This window comes from Micromonospora sp. C51 (genome assembly GCF_018070435.1).
In the GTDB taxonomy this organism is placed as follows: domain Bacteria; phylum Actinomycetota; class Actinomycetes; order Mycobacteriales; family Micromonosporaceae; genus Micromonospora; species Micromonospora sediminimaris.
The window spans coordinates 47,784-63,655 of the sequence record NZ_JAGPXQ010000012.1 but is presented as its reverse complement, the minus strand read 5'-3'; the positions used below and the strand labels follow the sequence as shown (position 1 = coordinate 63,655).

16 protein-coding genes and 1 tRNA gene are annotated in these 15,872 nt (G+C 70.3%); 14 read left to right on the top strand and 3 right to left on the bottom strand.

Annotation, left to right across the window (positions count from 1 at the left end; translation table 11 throughout):
- The 3 genes from rsmA to KBX50_RS15285 are packed head-to-tail and all read left to right on the top strand — an operon-like array spanning nt 1 to nt 2,434.
- Entirely contained in the window at nt 1-873 is an 873-nt protein-coding gene (gene rsmA, locus KBX50_RS15295) for a 16S rRNA (adenine(1518)-N(6)/adenine(1519)-N(6))-dimethyltransferase RsmA (protein WP_210937699.1), read from the top strand.
- A gap of 32 nt (nt 874-905) precedes the next feature.
- Nucleotides 906-1,490 carry a Uma2 family endonuclease gene (locus KBX50_RS15290; protein ID WP_307870961.1) on the top strand — a complete coding sequence of 195 codons (585 nt, stop codon included), beginning with the start codon at nt 906-908 and terminating at the stop codon, nt 1,488-1,490.
- A complete protein-coding gene (locus KBX50_RS15285; RefSeq protein WP_210937698.1) occupies nt 1,487-2,434 on the top strand; it encodes a 4-(cytidine 5'-diphospho)-2-C-methyl-D-erythritol kinase in 948 nt (315 codons plus the stop codon). The genes KBX50_RS15290 and KBX50_RS15285 overlap by 4 nt, the downstream gene beginning before the upstream one ends.
- A 24-nt stretch (nt 2,435-2,458) precedes the next feature.
- On the opposite strand, the gene KBX50_RS15280 is transcribed toward KBX50_RS15285, so the two are convergent.
- The gene (locus KBX50_RS15280; protein WP_210937697.1) at nt 2,459-3,418 is read right to left on the bottom strand and encodes an NAD-dependent epimerase/dehydratase family protein; all 960 of its coding nucleotides are present in this window, start codon (nt 3,416-3,418) and stop codon (nt 2,459-2,461) included.
- Nucleotides 3,419-3,527: 109 nt separating this feature from the next.
- Between KBX50_RS15280 and KBX50_RS15275 the strand changes: the two genes are divergently transcribed.
- From KBX50_RS15275 to KBX50_RS15260, 4 genes are all read left to right on the top strand, one after another.
- Nucleotides 3,528-4,229, top strand: a complete 702-nt coding sequence (locus KBX50_RS15275) for a TetR/AcrR family transcriptional regulator (RefSeq protein ID WP_210937696.1) — start codon at nt 3,528-3,530, stop codon at nt 4,227-4,229.
- Nucleotides 4,230-4,328: 99 nt separating this feature from the next.
- Nucleotides 4,329-6,131 (top strand): ABC-F family ATP-binding cassette domain-containing protein, encoded by a 1,803-nt coding sequence (locus tag KBX50_RS15270; RefSeq protein WP_210937695.1) that lies wholly within the window; start codon nt 4,329-4,331, stop codon nt 6,129-6,131.
- A gap of 124 nt (nt 6,132-6,255) precedes the next feature.
- The gene (locus tag KBX50_RS15265; protein WP_093408227.1) at nt 6,256-6,711 is read left to right on the top strand and encodes a DUF4383 domain-containing protein; all 456 of its coding nucleotides are present in this window, start codon (nt 6,256-6,258) and stop codon (nt 6,709-6,711) included.
- Between the two features lie 306 nt (nt 6,712-7,017).
- On the top strand, nt 7,018-7,494 hold the full coding sequence (locus KBX50_RS15260) for a DUF4383 domain-containing protein (RefSeq protein ID WP_093408571.1): 477 nt from the start codon (nt 7,018-7,020) through the stop codon (nt 7,492-7,494).
- A gap of 16 nt (nt 7,495-7,510) precedes the next feature.
- On the opposite strand, the gene KBX50_RS15255 is transcribed toward KBX50_RS15260, so the two are convergent.
- Both KBX50_RS15255 and KBX50_RS15250 read right to left on the bottom strand, forming a co-directional pair.
- Nucleotides 7,511-8,197 carry a TetR/AcrR family transcriptional regulator gene (locus tag KBX50_RS15255; protein ID WP_210937694.1) on the bottom strand — a complete coding sequence of 229 codons (687 nt, stop codon included), beginning with the start codon at nt 8,195-8,197 and terminating at the stop codon, nt 7,511-7,513.
- Nucleotides 8,198-8,303: 106 nt separating this feature from the next.
- Nucleotides 8,304-9,263: an acyl-CoA desaturase gene (locus KBX50_RS15250; RefSeq protein ID WP_210937693.1), complete on the bottom strand. Its 960-nt coding sequence runs from the start codon at nt 9,261-9,263 to the stop codon at nt 8,304-8,306.
- Nucleotides 9,264-9,395: 132 nt separating this feature from the next.
- Between KBX50_RS15250 and KBX50_RS15245 the strand changes: the two genes are divergently transcribed.
- From KBX50_RS15245 to KBX50_RS15215, 7 genes are all read left to right on the top strand, one after another.
- Nucleotides 9,396-10,250 (top strand): helix-turn-helix domain-containing protein, encoded by an 855-nt coding sequence (locus KBX50_RS15245; RefSeq protein WP_210937692.1) that lies wholly within the window; start codon nt 9,396-9,398, stop codon nt 10,248-10,250.
- A 26-nt stretch (nt 10,251-10,276) separates the two neighbouring features.
- A tRNA-Gln gene (locus KBX50_RS15240) sits at nt 10,277-10,348 on the top strand.
- Nucleotides 10,349-10,449: 101 nt separating this feature from the next.
- Nucleotides 10,450-11,985, top strand: a complete 1,536-nt coding sequence (gene glmU / locus KBX50_RS15235; protein WP_210937691.1) for a bifunctional UDP-N-acetylglucosamine diphosphorylase/glucosamine-1-phosphate N-acetyltransferase GlmU — start codon at nt 10,450-10,452, stop codon at nt 11,983-11,985.
- A gap of 62 nt (nt 11,986-12,047) precedes the next feature.
- Nucleotides 12,048-13,028: a ribose-phosphate diphosphokinase gene (locus KBX50_RS15230; protein ID WP_093408215.1), complete on the top strand. Its 981-nt coding sequence runs from the start codon at nt 12,048-12,050 to the stop codon at nt 13,026-13,028.
- A 258-nt stretch (nt 13,029-13,286) separates the two neighbouring features.
- A complete protein-coding gene (locus KBX50_RS15225) occupies nt 13,287-13,976 on the top strand; it encodes a 50S ribosomal protein L25/general stress protein Ctc (protein ID WP_210937690.1) in 690 nt (229 codons plus the stop codon).
- 283 nt (nt 13,977-14,259) lie between these two features.
- Complete coding sequence (pth, locus tag KBX50_RS15220; protein WP_093408210.1) at nt 14,260-14,850, top strand: aminoacyl-tRNA hydrolase; 591 nt, start codon at nt 14,260-14,262, stop codon at nt 14,848-14,850.
- A gap of 177 nt (nt 14,851-15,027) precedes the next feature.
- Nucleotides 15,028-15,861 (top strand): inositol monophosphatase family protein, encoded by an 834-nt coding sequence (locus tag KBX50_RS15215; protein ID WP_210937689.1) that lies wholly within the window; start codon nt 15,028-15,030, stop codon nt 15,859-15,861.
- The last annotated feature ends 11 nt before the right edge of the window (nt 15,862-15,872 follow it).

Here is a 15,872-nt window from a genome sequence, read left to right as displayed (position 1 = left end):
ATGGCCGCAGACCTGCTCGGCCCGGCGGAGATCCGGGACCTCGCCGCCCGGCTCGGCGTCGCACCCACCAAGAAACTCGGCCAGAACTTCGTGCACGACCCCAACACGGTCCGCCGGATCGTCGCCACCGCCGGTCTCGCTCCCGATGACGTGGCGTTGGAGGTGGGCCCCGGATTGGGTTCGCTCACCCTCGCCCTGCTGCCCGCCGCCGCCCACGTGCACGCTGTCGAGATCGACGCCACGCTGGCCGCCGCGCTGACCGGCACCGCCGCCCGGCATGCCGGCCCGGCCGCCGACCGACTCACCGTGCACCACGCGGACGCCCTGCGGATCACCGCCGCCGACCTGGCCGACCCGGCGCCCACCGCGTTGGTGGCGAACCTGCCCTACAACGTCGCCGTACCCGTGGTGCTGCACCTGCTCGCCGCGTTGCCCAGCCTCCGGCACGGACTGGTGATGGTGCAGAAGGAGGTCGCCGACCGGCTCGTCGCCGGTCCCGGCTCCAAGGTGTACGGCATACCGTCGGTCAAGCTGGCCTGGTACGCCCGCGCCCGGGCCGCCGGGAAGGTGCCGCCGAACGTGTTCTGGCCGGTGCCAAACGTCGACTCCGGTCTGGTCGCCTTCTCCCGCCGCGAGCCGCCCCGCGCCGACGTACCCCGTGACCGAGTCTTCGCGGTGGTGGACGCCGCTTTCGCACAGCGACGCAAGACCCTGCGCGCTGCCTTGGCCGGCTGGGCCGGCGGCGCCGACCGGGCCGCCGCCGCGCTCACCGCCGCCGGCGTCGACCCCGGCGCACGCGGCGAGTCACTCACCGTCGAGCAGTTCGCCGCCGTGGCCGCGTCGGCCCCGAGCCGTACGCCGGCAGCCCAGTAGGCTGAGGCCGTGCCCGCCGAGGAGGTGTACCAGTGACCGCCCAGCCGATCGATCCCGACGTGTCCGGCATGTGGGGCCCGGACCCGCTTCGGCAACGCCTGGCCAACTACACCATCGAGGACGTGCTGGCCTTCCCCGACGACGCCCCCCGCGTCGAGTTGCGTGACGGAGTCCTGGTCTTGGTCCCTTCCCCTACCTACGGTGACCAGACCATCAGCAACCTGCTGTGGATGTGGTTCCGGCGAAACGCCCCGTTCGATGTCTCCCCGGCCACCGCGGTGGGGGTGGTGATGAGTCACCGCAACACGTTCGAACCGGACGTGGTGCTGCTCAGGCGGCCGGTCGTGGCCGAGAGTCATTATTTCGACGCCGAGCAGGTGGTGCTCGCCGTCGAGGTCGTGTCGCCCGGCACCCGGCGTCGGGACCGGTTGGAGAAGCCCGCCGACTACGCCGACGCCGGCATCCCGCACTACTGGCGGATCGAGCAGAATCCCGTGCACGTGTACGCGTACGACCTTGTCGACGGCCGCTACGAGCTGGTCGCCGACTCCGCCGAGGAGCTGATCGTGACCAAGCCGTTCGACGTTCGGCTGCCCGTCCGGGACATCACCCCGTGACCGAGGCCTGGCGACCGGACGACGACGAGCCGCGCGGGGCGACCGGTCCGGTCCGGGTACGGGTGCCCGCCAAAGTCAACCTGCACCTGGGGGTCGGCCCGTTGCGCCGGGACGGCTACCACGAGCTGAACACCGTGTACCACGCGATCTCGATCTACGACGAGCTGACCGCGCGGCGCGGCGACACGCTGACCCTCACCATGGAGGGCGAAGGCACCGGCGAACTCGCCCTCGACGACTCCAACCTGATCATCCGGGCGGCGCACGCCCTCGCCGGGTACGCCGGGGTGATGCCGCACGCCCGGCTGCACCTGCGCAAACAGATCCCGCTGGCCGGTGGGCTCGCCGGCGGCAGCGCCGACGCGGCGGCGGCCCTGGTCGCCTGCGACGCGCTGTGGGGCACCGGCCTGTCCCGTGACGAGTTGGCGAGCATCGCCGCCGACCTCGGCTCGGACGTGCCCTTCCTGATCCACGGCGGCACCGCGTTGGGCACCGGCCGGGGCGAGGCGGTCAGTCCGGTGCTGGCCCGGCCCACCTCCTGGCACTGGGTGGTCGCCATCGCCGATGGCGGCCTGTCCACGCCACAGGCGTACCGGGAACTCGACCGGCTCCGCGAGACCGGTGCTGCCGGGCCGCCCCTGGGCAGCACCGACGGGCTGCTCGCCGCGCTGCGACAGCGCGACCCCCGGGTGCTCGCCCCGACCCTCGGCAACGACCTTCAGGACGCCGCCCTGGCCATGCGACCGTCGCTGGCGAACACCCTGAAGGCCGGCGAGGCCGCCGGGGCGCTGGCCGGCATCGTCTCCGGCTCGGGGCCCACCTGCGTGTTCCTCACCGCGGACGCCGTCGACGCGGAACGCGTCGCCACCGAACTGGAGGCCGCGGGGGTGTGCCGGCAGGCCCGTGTCGCCAATGGCCCGGTACACGGCGCCCGGATCACCTGACGGCACCCGCCGACCCGGCGCGGATCAGGTCGTGCTCGGTCGTGTCCGCCGGTACCCGCTGCCCGGGACGCCGCCGAGCAGCGCGGCCGTCTCGCGTAGCGCCTCGTCCAGCGGCTGCGGACGAAGACCGAAGGTGGCGGTGGCGGCGGTGGAATCCATGACGAACGGCCGGGCGAACTGGTACGCCGTGGTCTGGAACTCACGCAGCATCGGGGAGAGCACCCCACCGGCGCGGAAGAGCGCGCCGGGAATGGTGGTGAGCTTCGGCGCGGGCGCGCCGGCCACCTCGGTGAAGCGGGCGGCGAGTTCCCGAACCGTCAGCGGTGACGCACTCGGCACGTGCCAGGGCCGGTTCCAGGCCCGCTCGTCGGTTGCGGCGGTGACCAGCATCGCCGCCATGTCGTTGATCGACGTCCAGGTGTGCGGCACGTCGAGCGGAGCCGGGACGAAGGTGCGACGGCCGGCGAGCAGCGGCTTCCCGATGAAGAAGCTGAAGATCGACTGTGCCTGGAGGTAGTCGCTGCCGCGTACCTCCGTCACGGCGCGGATCCGACCGGCACGCTGGGCGGCGAGGGCGGCGCGCCAGATGTCGGCGCGCATCTTCAGCTTCGGGTGGGTGGCGGCGAGCGGGTTCTCCTCGGTCATCGGGCCGGTGATCTCGCCGTAGCCGTAGAGGCAGCCGGCGATCACCAGCGGTGCACCGGAGCGTTCGGCGGCGGTGAGCAGCGCGGCAGCCATCGGCGGCCAGTCGGTGAGCCATCGGTGATAGGCCGGGTTCAGGCAGTTGTAGATGGCGGTCATGCCGTCGGCGAGTTCACCCAGCCGGTCGGCGTCGCTCGCGTCGGCGGCGATCCGCTCGACCCGTGGGTGGACCGGGCCACGCCCGGAGCGGCTGACGATCACCACCTGCTCACCCCGTTCGGCGAGCTGTCGCGCGGTGGTCGAACCGACCATCCCGGCGCCGACGATCAGGTGTGCGGCCATGATAAATCCCCCTAAGTGAGAGCGGCGCTCTCTGTGGAGACCAATGCTCACTCATGTAGGTGCCAGCCGTCAAGAGCAGTGCTCTCGAATGTGTGCGACACTCACTGGTATGCCCGCCGCCGCCATCCGGGCCCGGGCCCGGGCCGAAATGATCAACGAAATCAAGACGATCGCCCGCCGACACCTCGCGGCGGAGGGGGCGAACCTCTCCCTGCGCGCAGTCGCCCGGGAGATGGGAATGGTCTCCTCGGCGATCTACCGGTACTTCCCCAGCCGGGACGAGCTGCTCACCGCGCTGATCGTGGACGGCTACCACGCCCTCGGCGACGCCGCCGAAGCCGCCGACACCGAGGTGGCCGACCGGGCCGACCTGCGGGGCCGGTGGCTCGCCGTCTGCCATGCGATCCGCCGCTGGGCGCTGTCCAACCCCGCCGAGTACGCCCTGCTCTTCGGCAGCCCGGTGCCCGGGTACGCGGCCCCACCGGAAACCACCGCCGCGGCGGCCCGGACCCCGGCCGTCCTGATCGGCATCCTCACCGACGGCCTCGCCACCGGCGCGCTGGCCGATCCCGACCCGGGAGAACTGCCCGGTCCCGTCCGGTCCGACCTCGCCACCGTCCGCGACCGACTCTTCCCCGAACTGCCCGAAGCGCTACTGGCCCGAGCCACCACCGCTTGGATCCACTGCTTCGGAGCTGTCAGCTTCGAACTTTTCGGCCAGCTCAACGGCGTGATCGAAGCCCGGGAGGAGTACTTCGAACACCAGACCCGGCAGATGGCCGACCTGATCGGCCTGCCCGACGGGGGATAGCCGACCCGCAGCAACGGCGACCCGCCCGCGTACCCTGGAACGACAGGCGTCCCCAGGTGCCCCCGGCACCGGGACGCCTTGATCATGGAAGGTGGGTACGTGGCCAACATCGTCAACCTGGACCGGGTGTCCAAGGGCTACGGCGCGGCCGGGCCACTGCTCACCGAGGTCTCGCTCGGCCTGGAGGACGCCGACCGGATCGGCGTCGTCGGGCTCAACGGTGCCGGCAAGTCCACCCTGCTACGACTGCTGACCCGGACCGAGCAGCCCGACGACGGCCGGGTCACCCACCGCCGCGACCTGCGCGTCGCCTGGCTGCCACAGAACCTCACCCTCAGCCCCGAGGCCACCGTCCGGGACGTCGTCCTCGGCACCGAGTGGCTCGCCGAGAGCATGGGCGCGGAGCACGAATGGGCCGGCGACGCCGGCGTACGCGCCATCCTCGACGGGCTCGGCATGCCGCACCTGGGTCTCGACGCCCCGGTCGGGCCGATGTCCGGCGGTGAGCGCCGCCGGGTGGCGCTGGCCGCCCTGCTGGTCCGCGACGCCGACCTGCTCATCCTCGACGAGCCCACCAACCACCTCGACGTCAGTGGCGTCGACTGGCTGGCCCGGCACCTGCTCGGTCGCAAAGGCGCTCTGGTCGTGGTCACCCACGACCGCTGGTTCCTCGACGCCGTCTGCACCACCACGTGGGAGGTCGCCGACCAGACCGTACGGGCCTACGAAGGCGGCTACGCCGCCTGGATCCTCGCCCGCGCCGAGCGCGAACGAATCGCCGCCGCCACCGAGGCCCGCCGGCAGAACCTGCTCCGCAAGGAGATCGCCTGGCTGCGCCGCGGCCCCCCGGCCCGCACCTCGAAGCCGAAGTTCCGCATCGACGCGGCCAACGCGCTGATCGCCGACGTGCCGCCGCCGCGCGACACCATGTCGCTGCAACGGCTGGCCACCGCCCGGCTCGGCAAGCAGGTCTACGACCTGGAAGACGTCCGGCTGCACGCCGGCCCCAAGACCATCCTCGACGACGTCACCTGGCAGGTCGGCCCCGGCGACCGGGTCGCCATCCTCGGCGCCAACGGCGCCGGCAAGACCACCCTGCTACGGATGCTGGCCGGCGTCACCCGCCCCGACAGTGGACGAATGGCCACCGGCAGCACCGTACGGCCCGCCTTCCTCTCCCAGGAACTCGCCGAGCTCCCCAGCGACCTGCGCGTTCTCGAAGCAGTCGAGGAGGTCGCCCGGCGGGTCCGCCTCGGCGATCGGGAGATCTCCGCCGCCCAGCTCGCCGAGGTGTTCGGCTTCGACGACCGGCGCCTCTGGACTCCGGTCGGTGACCTCTCCGGCGGCGAGCGGCGTCGGCTTCAGATGCTGCGCCTGCTGGCCGGCGAACCGAACGTGCTGCTGTTCGACGAACCCACAAACGACCTCGACACCGACACCCTCGCCGCGTTGGAGGACCTGCTCGACTCCTGGCCCGGCACGATCGTGGTGGCCAGCCACGACCGCTACCTCATCGAGCGGGTGACCGACTCGGCGTACGGCATGTTCGGCGACGGCCGGCTGGTGCACCTGCCTGGTGGTGTCGACGAGTACCTCGCCCGCGCCAACGACCGGCCGGGGCTCGGGCGTACGCCGGCAGCTTCGGCACCAACCACCGCCCCGGCCGACAGCGGGATGAGTGCCGCCGAGGCCCGGCAGGCCCGCAAGGAACTGGCCCGTCTCGAACGGCAGGTCGGCAAGTTGGAACAGAAGGAGGCCGCCCTGCTGGACCAGCTCGCCGCCAACGCCACTGACTACACCCGGGTGGCCGAGCTGGACGCCCAGCTCACCCAGGTACGCGGTGAGCGGGAGGAGGTCGAGCAGGCCTGGCTCGCTCTGGCCGACGAGATCCCCGCGAGCTGAACCATCCCACCCGCCGCCGGCGCTGCTCCGACGTGGCGCTCGTGGGACCCCGTGTGCGGCGTCACAGGGCCGGATGCGGGAGAATCGCCGTCGACCCTCACCCAACGGCGTTGGAGACACAGACATGGCCCACACCCCCGTCAACCACCCCGCGCGGCCGATCTACCGGGCGATCGGCGGGCTGATCGGTCTGTACCTGGTGGCCTTCGGTGTGATCGGCCTCCTGACCAGCACCGGCGAGCCCTTCTTCAGCCAGGGCGACACCCAGATCCTGGGGCAGGGCACGAACCTCGGCTTCTCCCTGTTCAACATCGTGGTCGGCGCGATCGTGCTGGCCGGCACCGCGATCGGGCGCAACCTCGACGTGCTGGTCAACCAGTGGTCGGCGTACCTGATCATGGTGGTGAGCCTGGCGGGCCTCGCCTTCATCCGGACCGAGGCCAACATCTTCAACCTCAGCGTCGCCACGGTGATCGTCCAGATGGTGCTCAGCCTGGTGCTGCTGATGGCCGGCATGTACGGCAAGGTCGGTAGCGACGAGGAGCACGAGGCGTGGCAGAAGGCTCGGCTCGTGCTCTGAGGTTTTGCTTCTGGTTCCGGTTGGGGTTTTCGCCGGAGCCCGACCGGGTTTGTCTCGGTTGGGTTCTCCCTAGCCCGACCCGCTCCGGGCGGTCAGGCTTGATCCCTGCGCGGGTCGGGCTCCGGCGAAACCTGTCGGGGTTGCGCATCCGTCCGGAGCGCCCGGCCGGGCGGGGGATTTTGAGGGGCTGGTTGTACCTCGGCCAGCCCCGCGGCGGGTTGCTGCTGTTGAGGTGGTGTTCGGGGGACGCGAACCGCGTGATTGGGGGACAATGTCGTTGTTGTTCCGCTTTGCGTGGAGGAGTCGATGCCGCACTTTCCGGTCAACCATCCGGCGCGGCCGTTCTACCGGGCGCTGTCCGGTCTGGTCGGGCTCTACATCCTGATCTTCGGTGTCTGGGGGACCGCGCTCACCTGGGGCGACCCGCTATTCGGCCGGAACGGCAACTGGGCTCTGGGCCTGCGCACCAACCTGGCCTTCTCACTGGCCTCCATCGCCTTCGGGATCGTGCTCATCATCGGTGCGTCCCGGCGAACCAACCTCGGCCACTACATGAATCTCACCGCCGGAGCTGTCTTCCTGGTCACCAGCATCCTGATGATGTCGGTGCTCCAGACCGACGCCAACTTCCTGAACTTCTCCATGTCGACGGTGATCGTCTCGATGCTCTTCGGGCTGATCCTGCTCGGCACCGGCCTCTACGACAAGATCGGCCCGCACGAGGACGCCGAGGCCGAGCGGAACCGCCGGAACCACCCCGTCGCCGAGATCCACCGCCGCTGACCGGTACGCCGGCCGGTCAACGTCCGCCTGCCGTGATCAGACCCGGCTTGGCCTCCAGATGCGACAACCCGTTCCAGGAAAGATTGACCAGGTGCGCGGCGACCGTCTCCTTGCGCGGCTTACGCACCTCCAGCCACCATCGGCCGGTCAACGCGACCATCCCCACCAATGCCTGCGCGTACAACTCGGCCAGCTTCGGGTCGTAACCGCGACTGGAGAACTCCGCGCCGAGAATGTGCTCCACCTGGTGTGCCACGTCGTTCATCACGCTGCTGAAGTTGCCGGTCGCCGAGAGCACCGGCGACTCCCGTACCAGCACCCGGAACCCACTGGTTTCCTCCTCGATGTAGCCGAGCAGGGCCAGCGCGGCCTGTTCCAGCAACTCCCGCGGATGACCTGCGGTCAGTGCCGTGGTGATCCGGTCCAGCAGGGACCGGACCTCCCGGTCCACCACCACCGCGTAGAGCCCCTCCTTGCCGCCGAAGTGCTCGTAGACCACCGGCTTGGAAACCTTCGCCCGCGACGCCACCTCCTCGATGGAGGTGGCGTCGAAACCACGCTCGGCGAAGATCTGCCGACCAATCGAGATCAACTGCTCGCGACGCTGAGCGGCGGACATGCGTACCCGGGACGTCGGCTTGGTCGCTGGGGCGGGCACCGACCGCCGCCGTTTGCCGCCCTCCACGTGGGGAGTCTCGGCCATCTCGTCACCTCGCTGGCGCTCAGTGACGCCCTGTCGTGGGATGCTGCCTGTCTTCCGCCCGGTCACCCGAACATACTGCCAGGTAACTTGCGGGTTGGTCGCCCGGTTACCGCTGGGTCGCCGGCTTGGCCAGCTTCGCCGCGATCCGTTCCGGCTTCGGCCAGCGCACGTCCCACGCCGCCCCGACCTTCTCGAACAGCCAGATCACCCGGGCCGAGATGTCGATCTGCCCCCGCAGGACACCGTGCCGGGCGCTCGTCGGATCGGCATGGTGCAGGTTGTGCCAGCTCTCCCCGAAAGAGAGCAGCGCGAGGGGCCAGAAGTTCGCCGCCCGGTCGCCGTGGCGCATCATGAACGGGCGCTCCCCGTACACGTGGCACACCGAGTTGATCGACCAGGTGACGTGGTGCAGCAACGAGATGCGGACCAGACCGGCCCAGAACAGCGCGGTCAACGCGCCCTGCCAGGACCACGTCAACAACCCACCCATCAACGCCGGCCCGAGCACCGACACGATCACCAGCACCGGGAAGAACCGGTCCATCCGCCGGATGTCCCGGTCGGCCAGCAGGTCCGGTGCGAAACGCTCCCGGTTGGACAGCTCCCGGCCGAACAGCCAGCCGATGTGCGCGTGGAACAACCCCTTGACCAGGCCGCGCAGCGTCGCGCCGAAGCGCCACGGCGAGTGCGGATCCCCCTCCAGGTCGGAGAAGGCGTGGTGGCGCCGGTGATCGGCCACCCACTGGATGATCTCGCCCTGCACGGCTAGTGAGCCCGAGGCGGCCATCGCGATGCGCAGCCACCGTTTCGCCTTGAACGAGCCGTGGGTGAAGTAGCGGTGATAGCCGACCGTGATGCCCAGGCCAGACAGCACGTACCAGAAGGCGGCGACGCCCACGTCGACCCAGCTGAGCCAGCCACCCCAGGCCACCGGCACGGCGGCGATCAGCGCCGCGAACGGGATCACCACGAAGGACCACAATGCGATCAGGATGCCGCGTGACTGGGTGCCCTGGGTGAGGGGCTTCGGGTTGGTCGGTTGCGGGTCGAGAACGGCGGCGGACATGGCACCTCGCAGGGGACGATCGGTTCGCAATCTACGCCTACGTCACCGTAACTTAAGGGCCCGGAAGATCACATCAGACAGCGACATGAATGGATTCCTGATGTGTCGTACGCTCGTCCTAACCTGCACCACATGACTGGTTTCGACGCCACCGAAGTACGCCGACTGCGTACCGAGGAGCAGCTGTCGGTCCAGGAGATCCGGGCCCGCACCGGACTCGGCCGTAACCGGATCTACGAGATGCTGCGGGGCACCCCCGCGCCGGACCGGGTCCGACGCCCCAGGGCAAAGGACGACCTGCGCGCGGAGGCGGTGGCGCTGCGCTCGTCGGGCCGTCCCGTGCCGGAGATCGCGCGGCAGCTCGGGGTGAGCCGGTCGACGGCTTACCTCTGGGTCCGGCATATCCCGCTCGAACGCGACCCGGAGGAGGAACGCCAGCGCCGACGTGCCCACTCGAAGACGATTGCCGAGGCGCGGTGGGCGGATCACCGTCGGGCGCGGGACGAAGCCCAGAGGCAGGCGCGCGCGGTGGCCGGGCGGGTGGTTGGTCAACTCGACGAGCGTGATCTGCTCATCCTCGGTGCGGCGATCTACTGGTGCGAGGGCACCAAGTCGAAGCCGTGGCGTCGCGATGACCATCTTCAGTTCGTCAACAGCGATCCGGGCCTGCACGCTCTCTTCCTGCGTTTTCTCGAAGTCTGCGGCGTCGACCGCGCTGTGCCGACCTACCGGGTGAGCATCCACGAGACCGCTGATCCGGAGGTGGCGGCCGAGTGGTGGGCGGCCGAGCTCGGAGTGCCACGCGAGCGCTTTCGCCGGGCGACCCTGAAGAAGCACAGACCCTCGACCGTCCGGCGAAACGCCGGTGACGAGTACAAGGGCTGTCTGGTGATCAATGTGCCGCGTAGCCGCGAGCTCTACTGGCGAATAGAGGGTATGATCGCCGAGCTGTTCCGGTCCGCGGCTGAACACACTTCGGCGGTTTGATGCGGCCTGTCGGCTTGACATTTCTATGGGGTGTGGGGTAACGGCAACCCGCAGGCCTTTGGAGCCTTGAGCTCCTGGTTCGAATCCAGGCACCCCAGCAAGCACCCTCAGCTGCCGATCCTCGTGCCCCTGCCGAACGGGCCGGATTGTCTGGTTAGCATGGCCGCGAGACTGTCCGCGTTCCGACGGGAGCCACGTCGTGCCCGAGCCCCACACCCGTACCGTCGTCGTACTCGCCGCCGGTGAGGGCAAGCGGATGAAGTCCTCGTTGCCCAAGGTCCTGCATCCGCTGCTCGGTCGGACGCTGGTCGGCCACGTGCTCAACGCGGCCGACCCGCTGGCTGCGGCGCGCACCCTGGTGGTGGTCGGGCACGGCGCCGACCAGGTCCGCGCCCACCTCGCCGGGATCGCCCCCGAGGCCACCGCGGTGCACCAGGCGGAACAGCTCGGCACCGGGCACGCGGTGCGGATCGCGCTGGAGGCCGCCCCGGAGGTCACCGGCACGGTGGTGGTGCTCAACGGTGATGTGCCGTTGCTGCGACCCGAGACGGTCGGTGCGCTGGTGGCGGCCCACGAGAGCGAGGGCGCCGCGGCGACCGTGCTCGCGGCGGAGGTGCCGGACCCGACCGGGCTCGGACGCATCGTGCGGGACGCGGCGGGCCGGTTGGAGCAGATCGTCGAGCAGCGTGACGCCAATCCCGCGCAGCTGGCTGTCCGGGAGATCAACGCCGGGATCTACGCGTTCGACGCAGCCCGGCTGCGGGACGTGCTCGGCAAGCTGTCGACCGACAACGACCAGGGCGAGGAGTACCTCACCGACGTCTTCAAGATGCTGGTCTCCGCCGGCGAGCCGGTGGGGGTGCACCTGGCGGCCGACCACACCGAGACGCTCGGTTGTAACGATCGGGTGGAGTTGGCGGCGTTGCGCCGGCTGCTGCGTGACCGAATCAACGAGCGGTGGATGCGGGCCGGCGTCAGTCTGCTCGACCCCGAAACCACCTGGATCGACGTGACGGTGGCCCTGGACCGCGACGCGGTGGTGGATCAGAACACCCAGCTACGTGGCGGTTCGGTGGTCGGCAGCGGCGCGGTGGTCGGACCGGACGTGACGTTGATCGACACGGTGGTGGGGCCCGGCGCGACGGTGCTGCGCAGCCACGCGGTCGGTGCCGAGGTAGGGCCGGGCGCCAGCGTCGGGCCGTACGCGTACCTGCGGCCGGACGCCCGGCTGGCGGAGCGGTCGAAGGTCGGCACCTTCGTCGAGGTGAAGAACTCCGAGCTTGGTGCCGGCGCCAAGGTGCCGCACCTGTCGTACGTGGGTGACGCGACGATCGGGGCGAGGGCGAACATCGGCGCGGCGACGATCTTCGTGAACTACGACGGGGTGAACAAGCACCGCACCGTGGTCGGCGAGGCGGCGTTCGTGGGCTGCGACACGAGCCTGATCGCACCGGTCGAGGTGGGTGCCGGGGCGTACGTGGCGGCGGGTAGCGCGATCAGCAAGGACGTGCCGCCGGGGGCGTTGGGGCTGACCCGGGCGCCGCAGCGCAGCGTCGAGGGTTGGGTGGCGCGCAAGCGCGCGGGCACGGCTTCCGCCGAGGCGGCCGAGCGTGCCCTTCGGGGTGGGCAGGGTGCTCCGGCCGCGACGTCCTCCGCAAGCGAAGGTGAGGCAATCCACGGCACCGCCGAGTCGGTGGGCGGTACGCCCGGGCCGGGAGATACTGCAACCGAATAGTCCCCGGCCGACCACCACCGCAGGCCGGGTACCGCCGACCGAATACGGGAGCAGACGGGCCCATGGGCAGCATCGTCGCCGAAAACCGCAAGAGCCTGATGCTCTTCTCCGGACGTGGTTTTCCGGAGTTGGCCAAGGAGATCGGTGAGGTGCTCGGCGTCGCGCCGACGCCGGCCGACGCGTACGAGTTCGCCAACGGCGAGATCTTCGTACGGTTCAAGGACTCGGTACGTGGTTCGGACGCCTTCGTGGTGCAGTCGGTCACGCACGGGGTGAACACGTGGGTCATGGAGACCCTGATCATGGTGGACGCGCTGAAGCGTGGTTCGGCCAAGCGGATCACGGTCGTCCTGCCGTTCTATCCGTACTCCCGCCAGGACAAGAAGCACCGCGGCCGGGAGCCGATCTCGGCGCGCTTGGTCGCCGACCTGCTGAAGACCGCCGGGGCGAACCGGATCCTCACCGTGGACCTGCACACCGCGCAGATCCAGGGCTTCTTCGACGGCCCGGTGGACCATCTCTTCGCGATGGACATCCTGGCCGAGTACGTGGAGCGCAAGTACGCGGGCCGGCCGATGACGGTGGTCGCGCCGGACTCGGGCCGGGTGCGGGTGGCCGAGCGGTGGACGGACCGGCTGGGTGGTTGCCCGCTGGCGTTCATCCACAAGACCCGGGACCCGATGAAGCCGAACCAGGTGGTGGCGAACCGGGTGGTCGGTGAGGTCGAGGATCGGGTCTGCCTGATCGTCGACGACATGATCGACACGGGCGGCACGATCTGCCGGGCGGCGGACATCCTGAAGGAGTCGGGGGCGGCGGACGTGATCGTGGCGTCCACCCACGCGCTGCTGTCCGACCCGGCGACGGAGCGGTTGAAGAACAGCCCGATCAGCGAGGTCGTGGTGACCAACACGCTCCCGCTGCCGCCGGAGAAGCAGCTCGACAAGCTCACCGTGCTGTCGATCGCGCCGCTGCTGGCCCGGGCGATCCGCGAGGTCTTCGACGACGGCTCGGTGACCACGCTCTTCGGTGGGCTGAGCTGAGCGCGGTTCACGACTGAGTCGGCTGGGCGGGGTGCCCCGGCGGGTACCGGGGACTGCCGGAAACCCGGGAAACCGCTCGGGTAGACTGGTGCGGTTGCCACGGCGAGGGTGCCCTGCGGGCTGCTGAGAAGCGCCGCACGGAGGCACCGTGATCGACGCGGTGCTCCGGGCAGTCTGCTGACGCATGAGCCCCTGCGAGCCCCCCGCCCAGCACCGCCAGACGACAAGCTGCCGCAGCGAAGCATCAGGAGTTTCCCCGTGTCCGAGGTAAAGATCAGCGCCGAGCCCCGCACCGAGTTCGGCAAGGGTGGTGCCCGTCGTACCCGCCGGGCCGGCATGGTGCCCGCCGTGCTGTACGGCCATGGCGAGAAGCCCAAGCACATCGCGTTGCCGGCCCGCGAGTTCGCGGCGGCCATTCGTAACGGTGGTGCCAACCAGCTCCTCGCGCTGGACATCAGCGACGGTACGCAGGCGCTGGCGCTGCCGAAGGCGATCCAGCGGGACCCGATCAAGGACACCTTCGAGCACGTCGACCTGCTGCTGGTGCGTCGCGGCGAGAAGGTCACCGTGGACGTCCCGGTCCAGCTCACGGGTGAGGCTGCGCGTGACACGCTGATCGTGCACGACCACGACACCCTCTCGGTGAGCGCCGACGCGACCAGGGTGCCGGATCACCTGGAGGCTTCGATCGAGGGTGCCGAGCCGGGTTCCCAGATCACCGCCGCTGACGTGACGCTGCCGGCGGGTGTGGAACTGGCCGCCGATCCGGAGCTGCTGATCGCCTCGATCACCGCCGCGCCGACCGCCGAGCAGCTTGAGTCGACGCTGCCCGAGGTCGAGGAGGCCACCGAGGAGGCCGAGGCCGAGGTCGGCGAGGTCACCGAGGGCGCTGCCGAGGCGCCGTCCGCCGAGGGCGAGGCGGGCACCGAGGCTCGTACCGAGGCCTGAGAGCGTGTTTGAGAAGGCCGTGCCCTGCTGCGCCGGCCCCAGCCGACGACCGGCGGCGTTGTCGGTTCGCCCGGATACAACACCGGTATCCGGGCGAACCTCCGCCTTGCCGGACGCCGCCTGGGACTCGGCTCGCGACGGGCGAGCCTCCTCAAACACGCTCTGACAGTCTCTCAGTTCTGCGGCAGGCGTCACCGGGTTCTTCGGGGGCGCCTGTCGGCGTATCGGATGATCGGCGGCGTGGGCGGTGGTTGGCCGCCGGTGTGAGCGGGAGGGGCGGGCGGTGACGGACGAGACCGGGCCGTGGCTGGTGGTCGGCCTGGGTAACCCGGGTCGGGAGTACGCGGGCAACCGGCACAACGTCGGGTTCATGGTCGCCGACCTGCTGGCTGGTCGGCTGGCTGGGAAGTTCGGCCGGCATCGGCGGGCGGTGGCGGAGGTCGCGGAGGGGCGGCTGGGGTTGGGCGGGCCGAAGCTGGTGCTGGCCAAGCCGCTGACCTACATGAATCTGTCTGGCGGGCCGGTGGCCAGCCTGGCGCAGTTCTACAAGGTGCCGCCGGGTCGGGTGATCGCGGTGCACGACGAGCTGGACATCGGCTACGGCCAGGTGCGGGTCAAGTGCGGCGGTGGTGAGGGCGGGCACAACGGCCTGCGGTCGATGTCGAAGTCGTTGGGCACGAAGGATTACGTGCGGGTGCGGTTCGGGATCGGTCGACCGCCGGGACGGCAGGATCCGGCGGACTACGTGCTGTCGGATTTCGGCACGGCGGAACGCAAGGAGTTGGACTTTCTGGTGGATCGCGCCGCGGACGTGGTGGAATCCGTGGTCAGTCGGGGTGTGGAGCCGACTCAGAACCTCTATCACGGGGTCTAGCGCGGGTGCCAAGGTGCCCGTTCGACCTCGGCCTCGCCACCACGGAGGTTCCGACACACGTGCCGGGGGCGGACTGCGGCGGTCGGGTTCGCCGGTGGCCCGGTAGTGTGCGGGTTCGGCGGTCGGGGCGGGGCCGGCCGCTCGGCGTACGCGGATCGTGGCGACGGGAGCGGAAGCATGAGCGGTCCACCGATGATCGACGGGGCGTTCGCGCGGTGGCTGGCGGATCGTGCCGGGCAGGCGCTGCTGGGCCTGCGGGCGGAGATGGGGTTCGCCGATGCCGGTGCGTTGAAGTCGGCGGGAGACAAGGTCTCGCATGACCTGATCCGTACCGAGTTGGCGAGGTGGCGCCCGGGTGACGCGGTGCTCTCCGAGGAGGACGAGGGCTCCCGGCTGGCGTGGGCGGCCGAGGTGAACACCGGTGCCGTTTCGCGGTTGACCGCCGACCGGGTCTGGATCATCGACCCGTTGGACGGTACGCGGGAGTTCAGCGAGGAGGGGCGCGCGGACTGGGCGGTGCACGTGGCGCTCTGGGCGCGTAACGCGACCACCTCGCATGGTCTGGTCGCCGGTGCGGTCGGGCTGCCGGCGCAACATCGGGTGCTGGGTACGGATCTGCCGCCGGCCTATCCACCGATGACGCCGGAGGCGGCGACGGCGGGCGGTGCGGGGCGGTTGCGGCTGGCGGCGAGCCGCAGTCGGCCGCCGGTGTTCCTGACCGATCTCGCGGAGGAGGTCGGGGCGCAGTTGGTGCCGATGGGCTCGGCCGGGGCGAAGATCGCGGCGGTGGTGACCGGTGAGGTGGATGCGTACATCCATGCCGGCGGGCAGTACGAGTGGGATTCGGCGGCGCCGGTTGCTGTGGCGACGGCCACCGGACTGCACGCTTCCCGGATCGATGGTTCTGCGCTGAAATACAACGAGGCGGATCCGCGCCTGCCGGACCTGTTGGTGTGCCGTAAGGATCTCGCCAGCCGGTTACTTGCGGCGTTGCATCGGCATTGCGGGTAGCCTGTCGCTAC